This is a genomic window from Lysinibacillus sp. LK3, assembly GCF_001043675.1.
GTDB lineage: Bacteria > Bacillota > Bacilli > Bacillales_A > Planococcaceae > Lysinibacillus > Lysinibacillus capsici.
In genome coordinates, this window is record NZ_LDUJ01000030.1 from 1 (window position 1) to 18,196 (window position 18,196).

The following is an 18,196-nucleotide window of genomic DNA, read 5'->3' on the forward strand; positions in this document are numbered from 1 at the left end:
TCCGCCGCTAACGTCAAAGGAGCAAGCTCCTTTTCTGTTCGCTCGACTTGCATGTATTAGGCACGCCGCCAGCGTTCGTCCTGAGCCAGGATCAAACTCTCCATAAAAGAAATTTGATTAGCTCAAATTTTGCTGGCATCATGTTTGATGTCCAAAATTGTGTTTCGTTCACTAGCAAAACTAGCTACTTAAAACTTTATTGATTACGTTTTGCTTGTTCAGTTTTCAAGGTTCATTTAGCAACCATCTCTCGACAGCAACTTTTAAATTATAACATTTCTTCACTTCGTTGTCAACACTTTTTTAAAATGTTTTTTCAAATCAGCGGAGACAACTTTTAAATTATATTATAATCAATTATTCATGTCAACATCTTTTTTTCAAATTGTTTTTGAAGTTCAATGTTGTTGATTGCATCGTCTTAACGACAAGTAATAATTTATCACGTTAGAAAAAACTTCGCAAGTGTTTTTTATACAAAATCTAATTTAATTTAACAAACTTGCTTTAATAAGCAAATTTGTGTATTTACGAGAATCGTAAATCATAGTATCTTTCCTTATTTATTATTTGTTTTACTATACATCTCTTTCTATTAAATCTCAATATCTTAAATTAAAATACTACTTACTTTTCAAGTTAAATATAGCTCATAAAACTTAGTGTAAAATTACTTCCTAAATAAAACTACAAATTTAATTGTTTAGGTCAAAGAAGGTTTTTAAAAATTGCATTATGAAAATAAGCAGGCGCTAAAGTAGAAGTACTTTAGCGCCTGCTTATTTCTAATAGTCCCTATTTTATTTCATTACCTTGAGGGTCAACTATATTTAAGCACCACAAGAAGTTATCCCATGCAGAATACCAGCCACTAAAGATTTCAGAAGAATCGTCCCAACGAACATCAAATTTCTTATGGCCATCTATTTCTACTAAATATAAAGTAAGATTCTCGTCTTTTTTAGCAACGACTAATTTCATACCATGCTCGAGCTCTTCCTCCGTAAATGGAACATCAGAAACAGAACGTAATTGTGCCTGTTCAAATACTTGTTTGTTAATAATTTTGTAATTCATTATAAGCCCCCAATAAAATACTTCTTTTTATACTTATTGTATTTGATTTGAAAAACATAGAACTATAAAAGTATAACCTAAATATAATCTACGTTTAAACAACTTAATTTTTTTCATTGAGCAAAAAGAAGAGAACTCACCTATCCTGTGAATTCTCCTCTTAATTCATTGAATGCTCTTTAGCAGCTCTATAAAGAGCCTACGCAGTAATTTATTTTGTAATATGACGCATTGTTGGGAACAATAATACATCACGAATTGATGGTGAATTTGTTAGTAGCATAATTAAACGGTCAATACCTATACCTAAACCACCTGTTGGAGGCATACCGTATTCTAATGCTTCAATGAAATCATTGTCCATTTCATGTGCCTCATCATTACCTGCTTCTTTTTCTGCTAATTGTGCTTCAAAGCGTTGGCGTTGGTCGATAGGGTCATTTAACTCTGTGAAGGCATTGGCGTGCTCACGACGAACGATAAATAACTCAAAGCGATCTGTAAAACGCTCGTCCTCTGGATTTTTCTTCGCAAGAGGTGAGATTTCTACAGGGTGACCATATACAAATGTAGGCTGTACAAGCGTCTCTTCTACTTTCTGTTCGAAGAATTCATTGATAATATGACCTACTTCGTGAACATCCTTCACTTCAACTCCATGCTCTTTAGCAAGTGCTTGTGCTTGTTCTTTTGTCATCGGCTGCCAGAAGTCTACACCTGTTGCCTCTTTTACAGCGTCAACCATATGAACTCGTTTCCAGCCTACAGCAAGGTTGATTTCATCTTCACCATATTGAACAGAAGTTGTACCGAGAACTTCTTGAGCAACATGTGCAATAAGATTTTCAGTTAGAGACATGATATCTTGATAATCAGCATATGCTTCATATAGTTCAATCATTGTAAATTCAGGGTTGTGGCGTGTAGAAATTCCTTCATTACGGAACACACGTCCGATCTCGTAAACTTTCTCTAAACCACCAACTATTAAACGTTTTAAATGCAATTCGATGGCAATTCGCATATATAATTCCATATCAAGGGCATTGTGATGCGTAATAAATGGACGAGCTGCTGCGCCACCTGCAATTGTGTGAAGCATTGGTGTTTCTACTTCTAAGTATCCAGCATTATCTAAATAATTTCGGATTGCACGAATAATTTTCGAACGCGTGATAAATGTCTTTTTGCTATCTTCGTTTGTCATTAAATCTAGATAACGTTGGCGATAACGTTGCTCAACATCCTGTAAGCCGTGGAATTTCTCTGGCATAGGACGTAGCGCTTTTGTAAGGAATGTGAATTCCTCAGCCTTTACAGAAAGTTCTCCTACTTGTGTACGGAACACGTTACCACGCACACCCACGATATCTCCTAAATCAGCTTGTTTAAATAATTCATACGCTTCTTCGCCTACATGATCTTGACGAACATAAATTTGAATTTGACCATTTAAATCTTGAATATGTGCAAAGCCCGCTTTTCCTTTACCACGTTTCGTCATAATACGGCCCGCAATAATTACCTCTTGAAGGTTTTCCTCAAGCTGTTCTTTTGTTTGATCTGCAAATTGATCACGTACTTCTGTTGATAAATGTGTACGCTCAAAACGGCTTCCAAATGGGTCTTGTCCATTTTCTAGTATCGTTGTCATCTTTTGGCGTCTCACCAATAGTTGATCATTTAATTCTTCTATATTTGACACTTGTTTCACTCCTTAAGTAAATTGTCCGCGTTTACGTCCATAATATTTCTATTGTACACAATTTTAGTGCTGTAATCATCTGTTTCAATTTATTTTCAATCCAATACAAAATAATTAATAATTCTAAAAATTAAAGGTGCTGCTGAAAAGGCGCTTCTATCAAATTATAGAGACGCCCTTAATAAAAACTATATCATTAATTCTTTAACTTCTGGAACAATCAATTTAGATTCGCTTTCTTCATACTCCTGTACAAGACTATTTAATAGTACCCGAAGTTCTGCCGCAGTTTCTGTTTGGTTAATAGCATTGCGGGCCTTACCATTACCTCGGATTCCTTTTAAATACCATGATGCATGCTTACGCATTTCCCGTACTGCAATTCCTTCTCCTTTTAATTGAAGAAGTCGTTCAAAGTGTAGTAAACATACGTCCATTTTTTCTCGTACACTTGGCTCTTCTTTTAATTCACCAGTTGCTAGGTATTCAACCGTACGATAGATCATCCATGGATTACCTAAAGCAGCACGTCCAATCATTACTGCATCCACACCTGTAGTTTCCAGCATTCGTTTAGCATCTTGGGGTGTTTCCACGTCACCGTTACCCAGCACAGGAATGCTGACATTTTCCTTCACTTGACGAATATAATCCCAGTTCGCTTTACCCTCATACATTTGTACACGTGTACGACCATGAACTGCTACTGCAGCTGCACCTGCCCGCTCAACAGCTTGAGCATTTTCAATCGCAAGGATATGTTCTTCATCCCAACCAATACGCATTTTTACGCTAACAGGCTTTTTAACAGCATCCACAACAGCCGCTACCATCTCATATACTTTATTAGGATCAAGTAGTAAACGTGCTCCCGCTTCACATTTTATAATTTTATTAACAGGACATCCCATGTTGATATCAATAATATCAGCAGTCGTATTTTCATCCACATATTTTGCTGCTTCCACTAAGGTTTCTTTATCTCCACCAAAGATTTGCAGTGAAAGAGGATTTTCACGTTCATCGATATAAAGCATACCTAATGTTTTTTCATTTTTTTGGACAATGCCCTTATCACTAATCATTTCAGCATATACGAGACCTGCCCCAAACTCCTTAACCGTTAATCGGAAAGCAGAGTTACAAATCCCAGCCATTGGCGCTAATACTACTCGGTTGTCCATGACAATATCGCCAATTTGAAATGGCTTCTCTGTTGACTGACTCAACGTTTTTCTTCCTCCTCTATAGGCTTTACCTATTTTCTCTATCTATCGTTAATGCTATACGCTGATAATTCATTCCTATACAAATACTTAATTCACCGCTGACAGCTCATTAAAGTGGTTCCAGAAGATTACGCCTTCCTTTTCACAATCCATTTGCTGTAACAGATCATGCGCTTGTTGTAGCTGTTCATCGAAAGGTGATGGTGTGATCTCTACAAGTGGTACTAGGACGAACGCTCGCTCGTACATTCTTGGATGAGGAACAATTAAGTTCTCCGTTTCAATATTCTCTTGATTGTAAAGTAAAATGTCAAGATCAATAACTCTTGGGCCCCAGCGGAATTCTCTTACACGCCCTAATTCCCGTTCGATTTCTTGGCAAATATTCAACATCTCAACAGACGATATAGCTGTTTTTAGATGAACAGCTATATTCAAAAAATCGGCCTGATCCGTATAACCTACAGCAGCTGTTTCAAAAACAGATGAAACACGAATCAACTCTAGTTCCTTCTTTTCTTTTAAAAGGTCTACTGCATGCTGAAGATTCTCATATCTCTCCCCCATATTTGTTCCGATAGATAAATAGACATCCTTCATTAGAAATCCCCCCTCGTAACCTCAACAGAGACTTCTTTATAATAACCATGAATAGGTGGGTCTGGTTTAATAAGCTCTACACGAACTCCTTTTACTTTATCAGGATAGGTTGCTAAAATCACATTTGCTATTTTCACAACAAGAGCCTCAATAAGCTTAAACGGTTCACCCTCTACAATATCCCGACATAACGCATATACCTCTGCATAATTTACGGTATAAGAAAGATCATCCGTTTCACCGGCTTTTGTCATGTCTACTGCAAGCGAAACATTTGCTCGAAAGCGTTGGCCTAGAGTGGTTTCAGCTGCTAATACACCATGATAACCATAAAACTGCATGTCCTTTAAATGAATATAATCCATCACGCTTCCTCCTTAAACAAACGTTTACCCACTAATACATCCGTCATATATGTTGCCCGCGCCATTTCCTTTACATCATGAACTCTTATCATATGACAACCCTTTTCAATTCCATAAACCACTGTGGCGCTTGTCCCTTCAAGACGCTCCTCAACAGGTAAGTTTAAGACATTACCAATCATTGATTTACGTGATGTTGCTAATAATACGGGATAGCCCATAGCCACTAAATCCGATAAGTGTTGCATCATAGCTATATTTTGTGCAGTATTTTTAGCAAAGCCGATACCTGGGTCTAAGATGATATGATGATCGGGAACTCCCGCTCGCTTTGCAATGGCAATACTTTTTTCTAAATCTGCCTTTGCAGTCGTCCAAAAATCAACACCATAATCCATATTTTCACGGTTATGCATTAAAATGATTGGAACATGTAAGTCTGCAGCAACCTGAGCTATTTCTGGTTCTGCCTTTGCTCCCCAAATATCATTGATGATATGTGCGCCGGCTTCAATTGCGGCACGCGCCACACTTGCTTTATACGTATCAACTGAAATAATGACCTTTACTTCTTGTGCTAACGCTCGAATAACAGGCACGATGCGTGCAATTTCATCTTCATCTGAAATTCGTTCGTACCCAGGACGTGTAGATTCTCCACCTACATCGATAATTTTTGCTCCTTCAGCCACCATTTTTTTTGCTTGAGTAACTGCAGCCTCCACATTGTTATACTTTCCTCCATCAGAGAAGGAGTCCGGTGTAACATTTAGAATCCCCATAACAAATGTCTCTTGTCTATAGTCTAATGTAATACCATTAATCGTTAATGGTTTCGTATATTTTTCTAGCATGTAAACGCTCCTTCTATCCTCGTTCCACTTCTTGAACAAATGCGCTATGCAAAATGGAATAAATAGGTCCTTTATTGCCTAAAAATCGCTGGTTCTCCAAGCTACTAATAGGCACAAGTTCTTGTACTGAATTGGTAATGAAGCATTCCGTACTTTGTAGTAAATCCTCTTTTGTATAAAAGCCTTCCTGTACGTCAAGGTTTAGCGCACTAGCCTTTTCTATAACCCATGCACGAATAATTCCTGGTAAAATACCTGTCCCCAAAGAAGGCGTATATAGTATATCATTTTTTATCCAAAATATATTTGATGTCACACCTTCAGCTACATAGCCTGATTCTGTTAAAAAGAAACCTTCTTGTTGAGCCAGTGATGGCATTTCAAAGCGACCAAGCACGTTATTGCCGTAATGGTGCGATTTAACACGAAATGCTTGTTCAGGTGTATTGCGTGGTATGGTAAGCCATTGTGCAAACTTTTCAGTACCACGCGGTGTGTCTTGAAGTTCCTTGCGAAAAATGATGGTATTAGGTTGTCTATATTCTGTTGGCTGTAATCCAATATTATGTTCACCCGCAGATACATTTAAACGGAAGTAACCATCCTGACCGCCAGCAAGTTGATTTAGTTGTTGCACAGCCTCAAGTAATACACTTTCAGGATAGTTTAAATGAATGTGATATTGTGATAAAGCATGCTGTAATCTTTCCATATGTGCTTCCCAGTAAAATACCTGACCACCATATGTTCGGAACGTTTCAAAAAATCCTAATCCATATAAAAATCCATGATCAAATGGCGAAATTCTCAGATCCTGGGCCGCCATATAGTTTCCGTTCATCCAGCACTGCATCTATTTCACTCCTTCTATATACATTTCTATAAATTGGCGAAGAAGTTGTTTCCCTTGCTCTGTCATAATGGATTCCGGATGATATTGTACACCCTCAATAGGATATTCCTTATGACGTAAACCCATAATTTCTCCTTCTTCTGTCCAAGCTGTTACTTCTAGACACGCTGGTAATGTCTCCTTTTCTACAATAAGAGAATGATAGCGAGTTGCTTGGAATGGATTTGGCATGCCTTTATGCAAACCCACTTCAGCATGCAGCACGGGTGATGTCTTCCCATGCATTAAACGTTCCGCTTGTATAACATGACCACCAAACACTTGTGCAAGCGCCTGATGTCCAAGACAAACTCCTAAAATCGGAATATTTCCCGCGAAATATTTAATAATGTTCAGGCTTTCCCCCGCCTCATTTGGACTACATGGCCCTGGAGAAATAACAATCATATCTGGCGAAAGTTGTTCTATTTCTTCTACTGTAATAACATCATTACGTTTTACTACTATGTCATGACCAAATTCACCCAAATATTGGACGATGTTATAAATAAATGAATCATAGTTATCGATCATCAAAATCATAATACTCGCTCCTCTGCCATTGCCTTTGCCTGCCACATTGCCTTCGCTTTATTTAAAGATTCCTGATACTCTCTTTCCGGAACAGAGTCAATGACTATGCCTGCTCCAGCTTGAATATGCGCAACCCCATCTTTTACAAACGCTGTACGGATTACAATATTAAACTCCATATCACCTGTAAAGCCTAGCCAGCCGATTGAGCCTGTATATAAACCACGTCGTACAGGCTCCAACTCTTCAATAATTTCCATAGTGCGAATTTTTGGCGCTCCTGTAATTGTCCCACCTGGGAACATCGCACGAATAACATCTGCATTCGTTTTACCTTCTGCTATTTCTCCACGCACATTCGAAACGATATGCATAACATGTGAATAGCGCTCAATGACCATAAACTCATCCACTTCCACTGTTCCATAGGTGGATACGCGTCCTAAATCATTGCGCTCTAAATCCACTAACATCACATGCTCAGCACGCTCTTTATCATTATCAATTAATTCTTGAGCCAACGCTAAATCTTCCTCTTCCGACTTCCCTCTTGGTCGAGTGCCAGCGATTGGTCTCGTCGACAACTCATTGCCTTGACGCTTGACTAGTAACTCTGGCGATCCAGAAACAACAGAAAAATCAGGTGCTTCAATATAAGCCATATATGGCGACGGATTAAACGCTCGTAGTGCCTCATAGACATCTAGTGCATTTGCATTGAGTTTCTTAGACTGACGAACAGATAAATTCACCTGAAAGACATCGCCTTGTGCGATATACTTTTGGATTTTTTTTACTGCTGCCTCGAAATCGCCGCCTGCAAATGAAACAAGCAACTCATTTTCATCATTCTTAACTTCTATAGCAGTTGTTTTCTCAAATTTGCGCGCGTCTAATCCAGCCTGTGCAGCAACCTGCCAGATGTTAGCCCATTCTTCCAAGTTAACCTCATTCTCTTCTAACTTCATAAGTGTCACTGTATTCGTTTTCACATCATGTACGGCCCAGCAATCAAAGATATAATAATAGATATCAGGCACTTGTAAATCATCTGTTGCCGTATTAGGAAGCTCCTCGATTTTACGAGCATAATCATACGACACAAATCCAATAGCCCCTCCCTGAAAAACAGGTAGCTCTGCATTATAAGAAACCTGATATTCCGCCACAAGCTCTTCCAGTAAGTCGAGGGACTCCCCTTGTAAAACTTCCTGTCTGCCATTTCTCCAATTTACGAAAAGCCCACCCTCTACTGATCGTGCGGTAGCTAATGGATTCCACGCAGCTATTGAAAAATGTCCACCACGTCCACTCTCTAAAAACACATGCGCTTGCTGCGTCTCTGTCTGCCTTTTATAGCTATAAAAAAATGAATCTGCATCCATCGTTAATGTTTTTGTAAGTATTGTTTTCAAGTTATTTTTCCCCTTTAAACATATGATGTGATTCCATCTTAACTTGATTATTACATAGAAGCGAATGTTTTTATAATTTTCATAGTGCCCTAGTTTTCACACTAAAAAAGGGCCCCTTTATAAAGGAGCCCTTACATAAAAAATTGAATTAGTCTTCAAATTGATATAAAGGTGTTGATAGATAACGTTCACCATTAGAAGGCACAATAGCAAGGACATTCGAACCCTTACCTAAACGTTTTGCCGCTTCAATTGCAGCATAGATTGCAGCACCAGATGAAATACCACATAGGATTCCTTCTTCACGTGCTACTTTACGTGCTACTTCAAAAGCAACCTCATTCTCAACAGGGAATACTGACGAATAGACTTCTGTATCTAAAACTGCTGGTACAAATCCAGCGCCAATTCCTTGAATTTTATGAGGCCCTGGTTGACCACCAGAAAGAACTGGTGAATCCTTTGGTTCAACTGCAATGATTTCAATGTTTGGATACTTTTCTTTTAAGACCGCACCAGCACCAGTAATTGTACCACCAGTGCCGACACCAGCTACAAAAGCATCGAGTGTCAGGCCATCAAATGCTTCTACAATTTCTGGGCCTGTTGTTAAACGGTGAATTACCGCGTTCGCAGGATTTGTAAATTGTTGTGGTAGGAAGTAGCCATGTTCTTCAGATAGTTCTTCTGCTTTAGCAATTGCACCTTTCATACCTGCTGGACCAGGTGTTAATACAAGCTCTGCACCATAAGCACGTAATAAATTACGACGCTCTAAGCTCATAGTTTCTGGCATAACTAGAATGGCTTTATAACCTTTAGCAGCTGCAATCATTGCAAGACCAATACCTGTATTACCAGATGTCGGCTCAATAATCGTACCACCAGGTTTTAATGTCCCGTCTTTTTCCGCAGCTTCAATCATAGCTAAAGCTAGACGGTCTTTCACCGAGCTTCCCGGATTAAAATATTCTAATTTTACATACACAGTACCTTCATTTTCACTTGTTGCATGATTTAATTTTACAATTGGTGTTTTACCAACTAATTCAGCTACCGAGTTTGCTAATCTACTCATTTACTAATCCACTCCCAATCCCTACTATTTTTATAGGTTTTACTTATTTTGTATTTTATCAATTTTTCCATTCGATTGTCAATAAATAAAACTAATATTTTCAGAATATTTATCATTGCTATGAAAAGGAAAAATCTTATCCTCACTAAAGAAAAAGAACCTGCATTTATTGGGTAATTCACTACGAATGCCTGTAAGTTTGATCAGACTCATTTTACCCCGCAAAACCTGCAGACTCTTTTCATGTATTATTTTTCTTTTTTAGTCTCTCCATAATACCAAGTAGCATTAAATTCCGACCAAAATGCTTCTGGCGTAACAGATTGCGGTAATTGCTCTAAAGCTAATTCTCGCTCAATATGTTCTTTCACATCGTCATATGTAAAGGATTGTCCTTCTAATATCTCTTGTACTTGAACAATGCCATAATGACCATTATCTAACTTAAAGGCTTTACTTACCTCATCTGCCTTTAGTGATTTTACAGTATTAATAATTGCAGGGTCTACATTTTCCTGATTTTCTGTAAGGAAACCAATATCCCCTCCTAAACTCGCTGAAGCACTATCAACAGAAATTTCTCGTGCCAGCACTGTAAAATCAGAGCCATTTTTTAATTCACCCAGTGCCTCATCAGCAGCTTTTTTTGAATCGACCTCAATAAAATTCGTACGATAGCTTGTTTTTGTATTATATAAGCCTTGATTTTCCTCATAATACTTTTCAACGTTTTCTTCCTCTATCACTACATCTTTAGTGAGTACCTTATCCAATATAAGCTGTGATCGAATCTTTTGGCGTAGTTGCTCTGCCGAAAGATTTTGCATGGCTGTATCATACTTATCTTGAGCAGATCGCATTAACGCTAATTCAAGATCAATTTCTTTATCAGTAACTTTAATTTTATATGTTTTTGCGGCCTTTTCCATTACCGTTTCATTTACTAAATTTTGGAGTGTTTCTTTACCATATCGTTCTTCCATAGCAATCATCCACTCTTGGCGTGTGATAACATCCCCGTCAATGGCAGCGACTTGTTCGTCGCTACCAATTTCCTGACCTTTGTTAGGGATCAACCAACTAATGAACCATAATACATTTCCTAATAACAAAACGGCTATGACAGCTAAAGCAGGCTTTGTCTTTAAACGACGTTGCAATAAAGGAGTTTGGTTTGGTGTTACATTGGTTGAAGGTCGCCGATTACGCGTTGAGCTCATCGATAAACCCTTCTAGCTCATCTTTAGAAAAGCTATATGTCTCTAAGCAGAAGTGACATTGTGCCTCTGCACCGCCGTCCTCATCAATCATTTCTCTAATCTCTGCTGTTCCTAGACCTAAAATTGCCGCACCAAACCGCTCTTTTGAACATTGACATTTAAATTCAACTGGCATGGAATCTAAAATTTGTAGATGCCCATTTCCTAATACAGCTTCTAAAATTTGCTCTGGTGTAAAGCCTTTTTCAATCATTTTGGAAACAGGCTCTATTGTAGCAAGGTGTTGCTCAATTTCAGTTATCGTTTCTTCCTCACAGCCTGGCATTAATTGAAGTATAAATCCGCCAGCTGCAAGAATAGTGTTGTCTGGATTAACTAATACGCCTAAACCTACAGATGATGGTACTTGCTCAGATGTAGCAAAATAATAAGTAAAATCTTCAGCAATTTCGCCTGAAACAATTGGTGTTTGTCCTGAAAACATATCTCTTAAACCAAGGTCTTTAACAATTGTAAGAGCACCTTCTGTTCCAACACCTGCTCGAACATCTAGCTTACCTTGCTCGTTTAAATCAAAGTGTACATGAGGGTTTGTCACAAATCCACGCACTTCTCCATGTGCATTACTATCAATTACCATTGGGCCAATTGGACCGTTGCCTTCAATTTTAATAGTAATTTTCTCTTCACCTTTTAGCATGGCTCCCATCATAACTGCCGCTGTCATTGAACGACCTAAAGCTGCTGATACAACTGGCCATGTATCGTGACGGCGTTGCACTTCTCCTACTGTGGCTGTTGTACGTGCTGCAAACACACGAACTTGTCCATTAAATCCTAAACCTCTTACTAAATAATCACTCATAAATGGAATGTCCCTCATTTCCTATTGGTTACGTTTATAGAGCTTATATAAACCCTTTAACGTTAAAAATGGATCTACAACATCTATAATTTGTGTCTCCCCTGCAATTAGATTTGCTAATCCACCTGTAGCAATAACTAATGGCTCCTCTTTACTTTGTGCTTTTATACGATTAACAATGCCCTCAACTTGCCCGACAAAGCCATAAAAAATTCCCGCCTGCATGGCAGAAACGGTCGTTTTCCCCACGATATGTGTAGGTCGAACGATTTCAATACGCGGCAATCTTGCAGCCTGTGTATAAAGAGCCTCTGTAGAAATAGTGATGCCTGGCGCAATAGCTCCACCCATGTAATCGCCCTTTTCGTTCAAATAACAATAGGTTGTTGCTGTCCCAAAATCAACTATGATACAAGGGGCCTTATATAAATCTAGAGCTGCTATGGCATTCACTATGCGGTCAGACCCAACCTCACGAGGATTTTCGTATTTAATATTTAAACCTGTTTTCACACCTGGTCCTACTATCAATGGCTTTTTTCGAAAATACTTCTGGCACATCGCCTCTAGTGAAAACATAATTGGTGGCACAACTGAGGATATAATAATGCCTGTTATTTGTTCAAATGAAATGCCTGCATGATTAAAAAATGAAAGAACTTGCATGGCATATTCATCTTCTGTTTTATGAAGATCCGTCACCATACGCCAATGGAAGGCTAATTGATCGTTGTCATCATAGACACCTAATACAATATTGGAATTCCCTGCATCTAAAACTAAAATCAAGAATGACACCTCCCATGTCGTCATTGTAACTTTCACAATCCCCATATTACAATATTCTCTCTAACTGGAATGAGGATAAAACACTTTAGAAAATGATACCATACTTTTTATCTTGATTCAGCAGATGTTGTTTGTACTGTAGGGATAGTCTTAAGTACATCACCTTCTACTACAGGTGGAGATAAATACCTATACATGTTATCATCCTTCTTTAAAAAGAGGCCCCCTAAATATGGTAGCCTCTCTTACAATCATTTGAAATTAAATTTTTCTGGATCTGGACCACAACGTAGTCCATCGTTCATTGCATCTAACTGTGTCATTTCTTGCTCAGTTAACGTAAAATCAAAAACAGCTAGGTTTTCAGTCATACGTGCAGGTGTCATCGTTTTTGGAATCGTGACAACATCATGTTGCACATCATAGCGTAATACAATCTGTGCAGGCGTTTTGCCATATTTAGATGCTAGCTCTTGAATCAATGCCTCTTCCAGTAGAGAACCATTCATCAACGGAGACCATGCCTCTACCTGTATGCCCTTATCCTTACAGTAGGCACGTACTTCCTCCTGTATTAAATGCGGATGGAATTCAATTTGATTTATAACAGGGACGACAGTCGTTTCCTTCAAAAGGCTTTCCATATGGTGTACATGGAAATTACTAACACCAATTGAACGTACTCGACCATCTTGATAAATCTTTTCTAGTGCTTTATAAACTTCAATATAATTTTGGTCTATTCCAGGCCAATGTACTAAATATAAATCTAAATAGTCTAATCCTATTTTTTCTAGACTGCTGTCATATGCCGCAAGTGTTTCTTCATAGGAAAGTCCATCGTTCCAAACTTTTGATGTGATAAATAATTCTTCACGAGTTACCAAGCCTTCTTCAATGGCTGCTCGTATTCCTCGTCCAACACTTTCTTCGTTTCGATATACTTGTGCTGTATCAATACTACGATAGCCTTTTGCTATAGCTGTTTTGACTGCTTCAGCTAGGTCATCTCCTTCGGGTACTCGAAAGACACCATAACCAACCAATGGCATTTTAAGACCATTATTCAATACAACATTTCCCACGCATATACACTCCTATCTTTTTTGGCTAACATCTCTCTAAATGGCAGAGTTGCATGCAGCTTGTCTTTTTTACTACTCTATCCTAATGCTTATTAGTAAGAAAAGGCAAAGAAAAAGACTGCTTACTGAACTAGTAAACAGTCTTCCCTATTTTTAATCACGTTTTTCATCGATACCCTTAGGTGCATCATTCGGTTCTTTACGTTCTTTTGCTAAATCCAAAGTTGTTGGATTTGACTCTTTACTTAGTAGCTCTTTTTCAACAACTGGTTCGCCAATAGTATCTAATGTAGGCTTTGCTTCAATCTTTGGAGTGTTCTCCTCAATTTTTTCTGCAGCCTCTGGTTCCGGTAACACACCGTGATCACGTAAATGCTCAATTTCTTGTGCATTTAATGTTTCTTTTTCCATTAGTGTATTGGCAATTAAATCAAGCAGGTGACGTTTTTCCGTAAGGATACGCTTAGTACGCTCATATTGTGTATCAATTATTTTTTGCATTTCTTTATCAATTTCATAGGCTATTGAATCAGAATAGTTCTGGTCAGAATTAAAGTCGCGGCCAAGGAATACATTACCACCTTGACTTGAACCAAATTGCATAGCTCCAAGATTCTCACTCATTCCGTATTCAGTAACCATAGCACGGGCAATGCTTGTAACCTTTTGGAAATCGTTATGTGCTCCAGTAGAAACTTCACCAAGAACAATTTCTTCAGCTACACGACCACCCAGAAGACCTGCAATACGATCTAAAAGCTCTTGCTTTGTCGTAAAGAAGCGCTCTTCCTTCGGTAACATAATCGCATATCCACCCGCTTGCCCACGAGGAACAATTGTTACTTTGTGTACTGTATCAGCCTCATCTAGCTCAAGACCAACGACTACGTGGCCGGCTTCATGGAAGGATACCAGTTTCTTCTCTTTCGCAGAATATACGCGACTGGCTTTTGCAGGACCAGCGATTACTCGGTCTGATGCTTCATCAATATCTGCCATATTTATAGTGCGCTTACTTTTTCGAGCCGCTACAAGCGCTGCTTCGTTTAGTAGATTTTCTAAATCCGCACCTGAGAAACCTGGCGTACGTTGAGCAACAGCTGCTAAATCAACTGTATCTGCTAAAGGCTTATTACGTGCATGTACTTTAAGAATTGCCTCACGTCCTTTTACATCAGGATGACCTACTGTAATTTGACGGTCAAAACGACCTGGACGTAATAATGCTTTATCTAAAATATCCGGGCGGTTTGTTGCGGCAATGATAATAATCCCTTCATTGGCACCAAAACCATCCATTTCAACTAATAACTGGTTTAATGTTTGTTCACGCTCATCATGGCCTCCACCGAGACCAGCACCACGTTGACGACCTACTGCATCAATCTCATCGATAAAGATGATACATGGAGCATTTTTCTTAGCATTTTCAAATAGATCTCGGACACGAGAAGCACCAACACCGACAAACATTTCTACGAAGTCAGAACCTGAGATAGAGAAAAATGGAACACCCGCTTCACCTGCTACTGCTCGTGCAAGTAATGTTTTACCTGTACCTGGAGGACCTACAAGTAAGATACCCTTTGGAATACGGGCACCAATTTCAGTGAATTTGCGGTGGTCTTTTAAGAATTCTACCACTTCAACAAGTTCTGCTTTCTCTTCATCAGCACCTGCTACATCTGTAAAACGCACTTTTTTCTTTTGATCATCATACAGTTTAGCTTTACTTTTACCAAAGCTCATCACTTTATTACCGCCACCCTGAGATTGACTCATTAGGAAGAAGAATAAGAAAATGATGATAATGAAAGGAATAATTCCTGTAAAGAATTGAATCCATCCACTTGTTTCTGGTGCTGCTAAAAAACTAATATTACTATTTTTATCCTTAGCAGCCTCATCGATGCGGTCCATTAAAGATTGGTTTTCACGAGGGATGTTTGTAGTAAAACTTTCCCCTTTTTCATACCCCTTCAGTGTTCCTTCAACGACGTAAACTGATTTATCAGGTTGAATTGTAGCACTTGTTATTTCTTTCTTATCTAGAGCTTCTTGAAACTCATGATAAGTTAATTCTTTCGTTGGTGAATTTCCACCATTGAAAGTACCAAAAATACCGATAATCACTAGGAAAATCAGTAGATAGAATATGGTATATCGAAATATTCGATTCATCTCCAGCCTCCTCATTACAAACAGAAAAATTATAAGTAAAATCTTAACATATCATGATTTCATCATACAACGAAAAGCCCTACTTAAAAAATGTTTCGTTCACTTATTGCCGTTATCACAACAGTTTTTAGGCCATCTTTATATGTCCCAGCGTAATTGTACCTGTTCCTCGGGCTCGATATAGCTAAACATTGTGTCAAGATTTTGAATTATGTTAAACATAACTAAAAATACGTGACTTGCGCTGGAGACCTTTACTTTTTATAGCTGGTCTTTTGTTCTTAGAAAGAATATACCTCAGGCTTTAAAATACCAATATAAGGTAAGTTACGATATTTTTCAGCGTAATCTAAGCCATATCCTACAACAAAGCCATCTGGCACTTCGAAACCAACATAGTCAGCAGATAAATTTACTTTTCGACCTGATGGTTTATCAAGTAATGTAACAATTTTAATGGACTTTGCTTTGCGATATTTAAATAAATCTACTAGATAGCTTAAAGTTAAACCACTATCAATAATGTCCTCGATAATTAATACGTCACGTCCCTCAACGCTTGTATTCAAATCCTTTAAAATCTTCACTTCACCAGATGACACAGTAGCATTACCATAGCTAGACACATCCATAAAATCAAGTTCGATGAAAGAATCGAAACGTTTCATTAGGTCTGTCATAAATGGCATTGCCCCTTTAAGTACGCCAACAGCTAATGGAAATGCATCTTTGTATTCCTCTGTTAATTGCGCGCCTAAGTCTGCAATTCTTTCTTGCAATTGTTCTTCTGTAATCATAATTTTTTCGATGTCGTTTTGTAACATATCGATTCCTCCTCGTGATGTATCAAAAAATCTTCACCCTATTTCGGTGAAATATTTTACAAAGACCTTAGTCTACGATGAGCACTGTATCATCGTTTGGTTGCGGAGTGGTTGAAAAAAATATTCCCATACGCACACCAATTACCGCTACCACCTCATCAGATTGAGAAATCAGTAACGGCCAGCTATTTCGCTCATTTAAAGGAATCTTTTCATCTATAAAAAGGCGAGATAAGCGTTTTGGCTGATCCATTCCTTTTAACAGCATTCTATCTCCATCCCTGCGTGCCCGAACATAAAACGGTAGGTGGAGTTTGCTAGCGTTAAAATAAAAAAGTTGTGCAGTATCCGTCAGCAATTCAGACGATAAATCATGCAAATTGACTACGCGTAAGCGCTCACCATTTGTCAGTGTTGTCCAGCCATTAGCAGTCGAAATAACCTGTTTCTCAGGAGAAGCTAGGCCTTCTAACGGCTCCTTTTTCTGAATCGTTAAATTTCCATAACGGCGAACTGCTAGAAAATCTTCAGGTAAGTGAATTTCAGCATACCCTGCTGTTGTATCACAAAGCTTTAAAATTGAAGTCAATAAGGCATAACTTTGTATCGTATTTGAATCTTTGTAAAGATAGTTTAATAGTATTAAAATGAGCCTCCTTTGTAAAGCAAGTGGTACCAATTGAAATGCCTCAATTTCCATGCGATATGTATTTTCATTATTTCTTATGATGATTTGGGAAAATACATCTTGGGCCAATGTCATTAAAAAGGTATCATCTTCTTGCAATTGCTTTGTGAAACGGGTCACCTGTTCAGTCACTCGCGGATTCTCTGCCTCCAATAAAGGCACCACATGATGTCTAAAACGATTACGTACATAGGTATCTTTAGAATTGCTAGCATCTTCTCGATAATCTAAACCTTTTCTAAGTAAATATTCCCCTATTTCAGACTTTGTAACCGTTAAAAACGGACGAATTAATGATTTTCCTCCAAAAATTCTTTGAGGACGTATGCCCTGCATGCTATTCATTGTTGCATTTTTTGTAAGGGCCATTAATACTGACTCCAGTTGGTCATCCGCATGATGTGCAGTTACAAGCTTATTAGCATTTGTTTTTTGCAGAACTTCTTTGAAAAATTGATACCTTTCCCTACGACATATTAACTGTGTATTACCATTTTCCTGTGCCAATATTGTAGGTATTGGAATTTCCTTGGCATGTAAGTAAACATCATTAGCGTCACAATATTTTTGAACAAAAGCCCTATCCTCAGCAGAAGCTTCTCCTCTCAACATATGATCAACATGTACGGCTTCCACCTGAATGTTCCAATGCTCCTGTGTTTGAATAAAGTAATGAAGTAAAGCCATAGAGTCTATTCCACCCGAAACGGCGATGAGAAGATGGTCGCCTTGCTGTAATAATTGCTCTTCTTCTATAAATGTTTTGACCTTTAATTCAAATGACAAACGCTTCTC

At 38.3% G+C, this 18,196-nt stretch carries 17 protein-coding genes and 1 rRNA gene; all 18 read right to left on the reverse strand.

The annotated features are described in order from the left end of the window. A 16S ribosomal RNA gene (locus VK91_RS19735) occupies window positions 1–107 on the reverse strand; the annotation flags it as partial. Between the two features lie 688 nt (window positions 108–795). Further along, window positions 796–1,077: a hypothetical protein gene (locus VK91_RS19740; protein WP_048395308.1), complete on the reverse strand. Its 282-nt coding sequence runs from the start codon at window positions 1,075–1,077 to the stop codon at window positions 796–798. Between the two features lie 211 nt (window positions 1,078–1,288). Next, entirely contained in the window at window positions 1,289–2,791 is a 1,503-nt protein-coding gene (gene lysS / locus VK91_RS19745; protein WP_175400778.1) for a lysine--tRNA ligase, read from the reverse strand. 179 nt (window positions 2,792–2,970) lie between these two features. Then, on the reverse strand, window positions 2,971–4,011 hold the full coding sequence (gene dusB, locus VK91_RS19750) for a tRNA dihydrouridine synthase DusB (RefSeq protein ID WP_048395312.1): 1,041 nt from the start codon (window positions 4,009–4,011) through the stop codon (window positions 2,971–2,973). An 87-nt stretch (window positions 4,012–4,098) separates the two neighbouring features. After that, window positions 4,099–4,611, reverse strand: a complete 513-nt coding sequence (gene folK, locus VK91_RS19755) for a 2-amino-4-hydroxy-6-hydroxymethyldihydropteridine diphosphokinase (protein WP_048395314.1) — start codon at window positions 4,609–4,611, stop codon at window positions 4,099–4,101. Further along, complete coding sequence (gene folB, locus VK91_RS19760; protein WP_004229125.1) at window positions 4,611–4,976, reverse strand: dihydroneopterin aldolase; 366 nt, start codon at window positions 4,974–4,976, stop codon at window positions 4,611–4,613. Before folB ends, folK begins: the two co-directional genes overlap by 1 nt. After that, complete coding sequence (gene folP, locus VK91_RS19765) at window positions 4,976–5,830, reverse strand: dihydropteroate synthase (protein ID WP_048395316.1); 855 nt, start codon at window positions 5,828–5,830, stop codon at window positions 4,976–4,978. The genes folB and folP overlap by 1 nt, the downstream gene beginning before the upstream one ends. Before the next feature lie 13 nt (window positions 5,831–5,843). Further along, window positions 5,844–6,683 carry an aminodeoxychorismate lyase gene (gene pabC / locus VK91_RS19770; protein WP_048395318.1) on the reverse strand — a complete coding sequence of 280 codons (840 nt, stop codon included), beginning with the start codon at window positions 6,681–6,683 and terminating at the stop codon, window positions 5,844–5,846. Continuing rightward, on the reverse strand, window positions 6,684–7,265 hold the full coding sequence (gene pabA, locus VK91_RS19775; protein ID WP_048395320.1) for an aminodeoxychorismate/anthranilate synthase component II: 582 nt from the start codon (window positions 7,263–7,265) through the stop codon (window positions 6,684–6,686). Beyond that, complete coding sequence (gene pabB, locus VK91_RS19780; protein WP_048395321.1) at window positions 7,262–8,671, reverse strand: aminodeoxychorismate synthase, component I; 1,410 nt, start codon at window positions 8,669–8,671, stop codon at window positions 7,262–7,264. The genes pabA and pabB overlap by 4 nt, the downstream gene beginning before the upstream one ends. A 148-nt stretch (window positions 8,672–8,819) precedes the next feature. After that, window positions 8,820–9,749, reverse strand: coding sequence for a cysteine synthase A (gene cysK / locus VK91_RS19785; RefSeq protein WP_004229133.1), 930 nt, complete (start codon window positions 9,747–9,749; stop codon window positions 8,820–8,822). Between the two features lie 248 nt (window positions 9,750–9,997). Beyond that, on the reverse strand, window positions 9,998–10,969 hold the full coding sequence (locus tag VK91_RS19790) for a peptidyl-prolyl cis-trans isomerase (RefSeq protein ID WP_048395323.1): 972 nt from the start codon (window positions 10,967–10,969) through the stop codon (window positions 9,998–10,000). Further along, window positions 10,953–11,834 (reverse strand): Hsp33 family molecular chaperone HslO, encoded by an 882-nt coding sequence (hslO, locus tag VK91_RS19795; RefSeq protein WP_009373570.1) that lies wholly within the window; start codon window positions 11,832–11,834, stop codon window positions 10,953–10,955. Before hslO ends, VK91_RS19790 begins: the two co-directional genes overlap by 17 nt. 21 nt (window positions 11,835–11,855) lie before the next feature. Then, on the reverse strand, window positions 11,856–12,623 hold the full coding sequence (locus VK91_RS19800) for a type III pantothenate kinase (RefSeq protein ID WP_048395343.1): 768 nt from the start codon (window positions 12,621–12,623) through the stop codon (window positions 11,856–11,858). Window positions 12,624–12,874: 251 nt separating this feature from the next. Further along, the gene (locus VK91_RS19805) at window positions 12,875–13,708 is read right to left on the reverse strand and encodes an aldo/keto reductase (RefSeq protein WP_082148183.1); all 834 of its coding nucleotides are present in this window, start codon (window positions 13,706–13,708) and stop codon (window positions 12,875–12,877) included. A 153-nt stretch (window positions 13,709–13,861) separates the two neighbouring features. After that, the gene (gene ftsH / locus VK91_RS19810; protein WP_048395325.1) at window positions 13,862–15,889 is read right to left on the reverse strand and encodes an ATP-dependent zinc metalloprotease FtsH; all 2,028 of its coding nucleotides are present in this window, start codon (window positions 15,887–15,889) and stop codon (window positions 13,862–13,864) included. Between the two features lie 281 nt (window positions 15,890–16,170). Then, window positions 16,171–16,713 (reverse strand): hypoxanthine phosphoribosyltransferase, encoded by a 543-nt coding sequence (hpt, locus tag VK91_RS19815; protein ID WP_004229145.1) that lies wholly within the window; start codon window positions 16,711–16,713, stop codon window positions 16,171–16,173. Window positions 16,714–16,780: 67 nt separating this feature from the next. Then, window positions 16,781–18,187: a tRNA lysidine(34) synthetase TilS gene (gene tilS, locus VK91_RS19820; protein WP_048395326.1), complete on the reverse strand. Its 1,407-nt coding sequence runs from the start codon at window positions 18,185–18,187 to the stop codon at window positions 16,781–16,783. Between the last annotated feature and the right edge of the window lie 9 nt (window positions 18,188–18,196).

Excerpts from the sequence above, each read along its gene's own strand:
- folK (WP_048395314.1), bottom strand. The coding sequence starts at position 4,611 with ATGAAGGATGTCTATTTATCTATCGGAACAAATATGGGGGAGAGATAT.
- hpt (WP_004229145.1), bottom strand. The coding sequence starts at position 16,713 with ATGTTACAAAACGACATCGAAAAAATTATGATTACAGAAGAACAATTG.
- folB (WP_004229125.1), bottom strand. The coding sequence starts at position 4,976 with ATGGATTATATTCATTTAAAGGACATGCAGTTTTATGGTTATCATGGT.
- ftsH (WP_048395325.1), bottom strand. The coding sequence starts at position 15,889 with ATGAATCGAATATTTCGATATACCATATTCTATCTACTGATTTTCCTA.
- hslO (WP_009373570.1), bottom strand. The coding sequence starts at position 11,834 with ATGAGTGATTATTTAGTAAGAGGTTTAGGATTTAATGGACAAGTTCGT.
- VK91_RS19740 (WP_048395308.1), bottom strand. The coding sequence starts at position 1,077 with ATGAATTACAAAATTATTAACAAACAAGTATTTGAACAGGCACAATTA.
- pabC (WP_048395318.1), bottom strand. The coding sequence starts at position 6,683 with ATGCAGTGCTGGATGAACGGAAACTATATGGCGGCCCAGGATCTGAGA.
- cysK (WP_004229133.1), bottom strand. The coding sequence starts at position 9,749 with ATGAGTAGATTAGCAAACTCGGTAGCTGAATTAGTTGGTAAAACACCA.
- VK91_RS19790 (WP_048395323.1), bottom strand. The coding sequence starts at position 10,969 with ATGAGCTCAACGCGTAATCGGCGACCTTCAACCAATGTAACACCAAAC.
- folP (WP_048395316.1), bottom strand. The coding sequence starts at position 5,830 with ATGCTAGAAAAATATACGAAACCATTAACGATTAATGGTATTACATTA.
- pabA (WP_048395320.1), bottom strand. The coding sequence starts at position 7,265 with ATGATTTTGATGATCGATAACTATGATTCATTTATTTATAACATCGTC.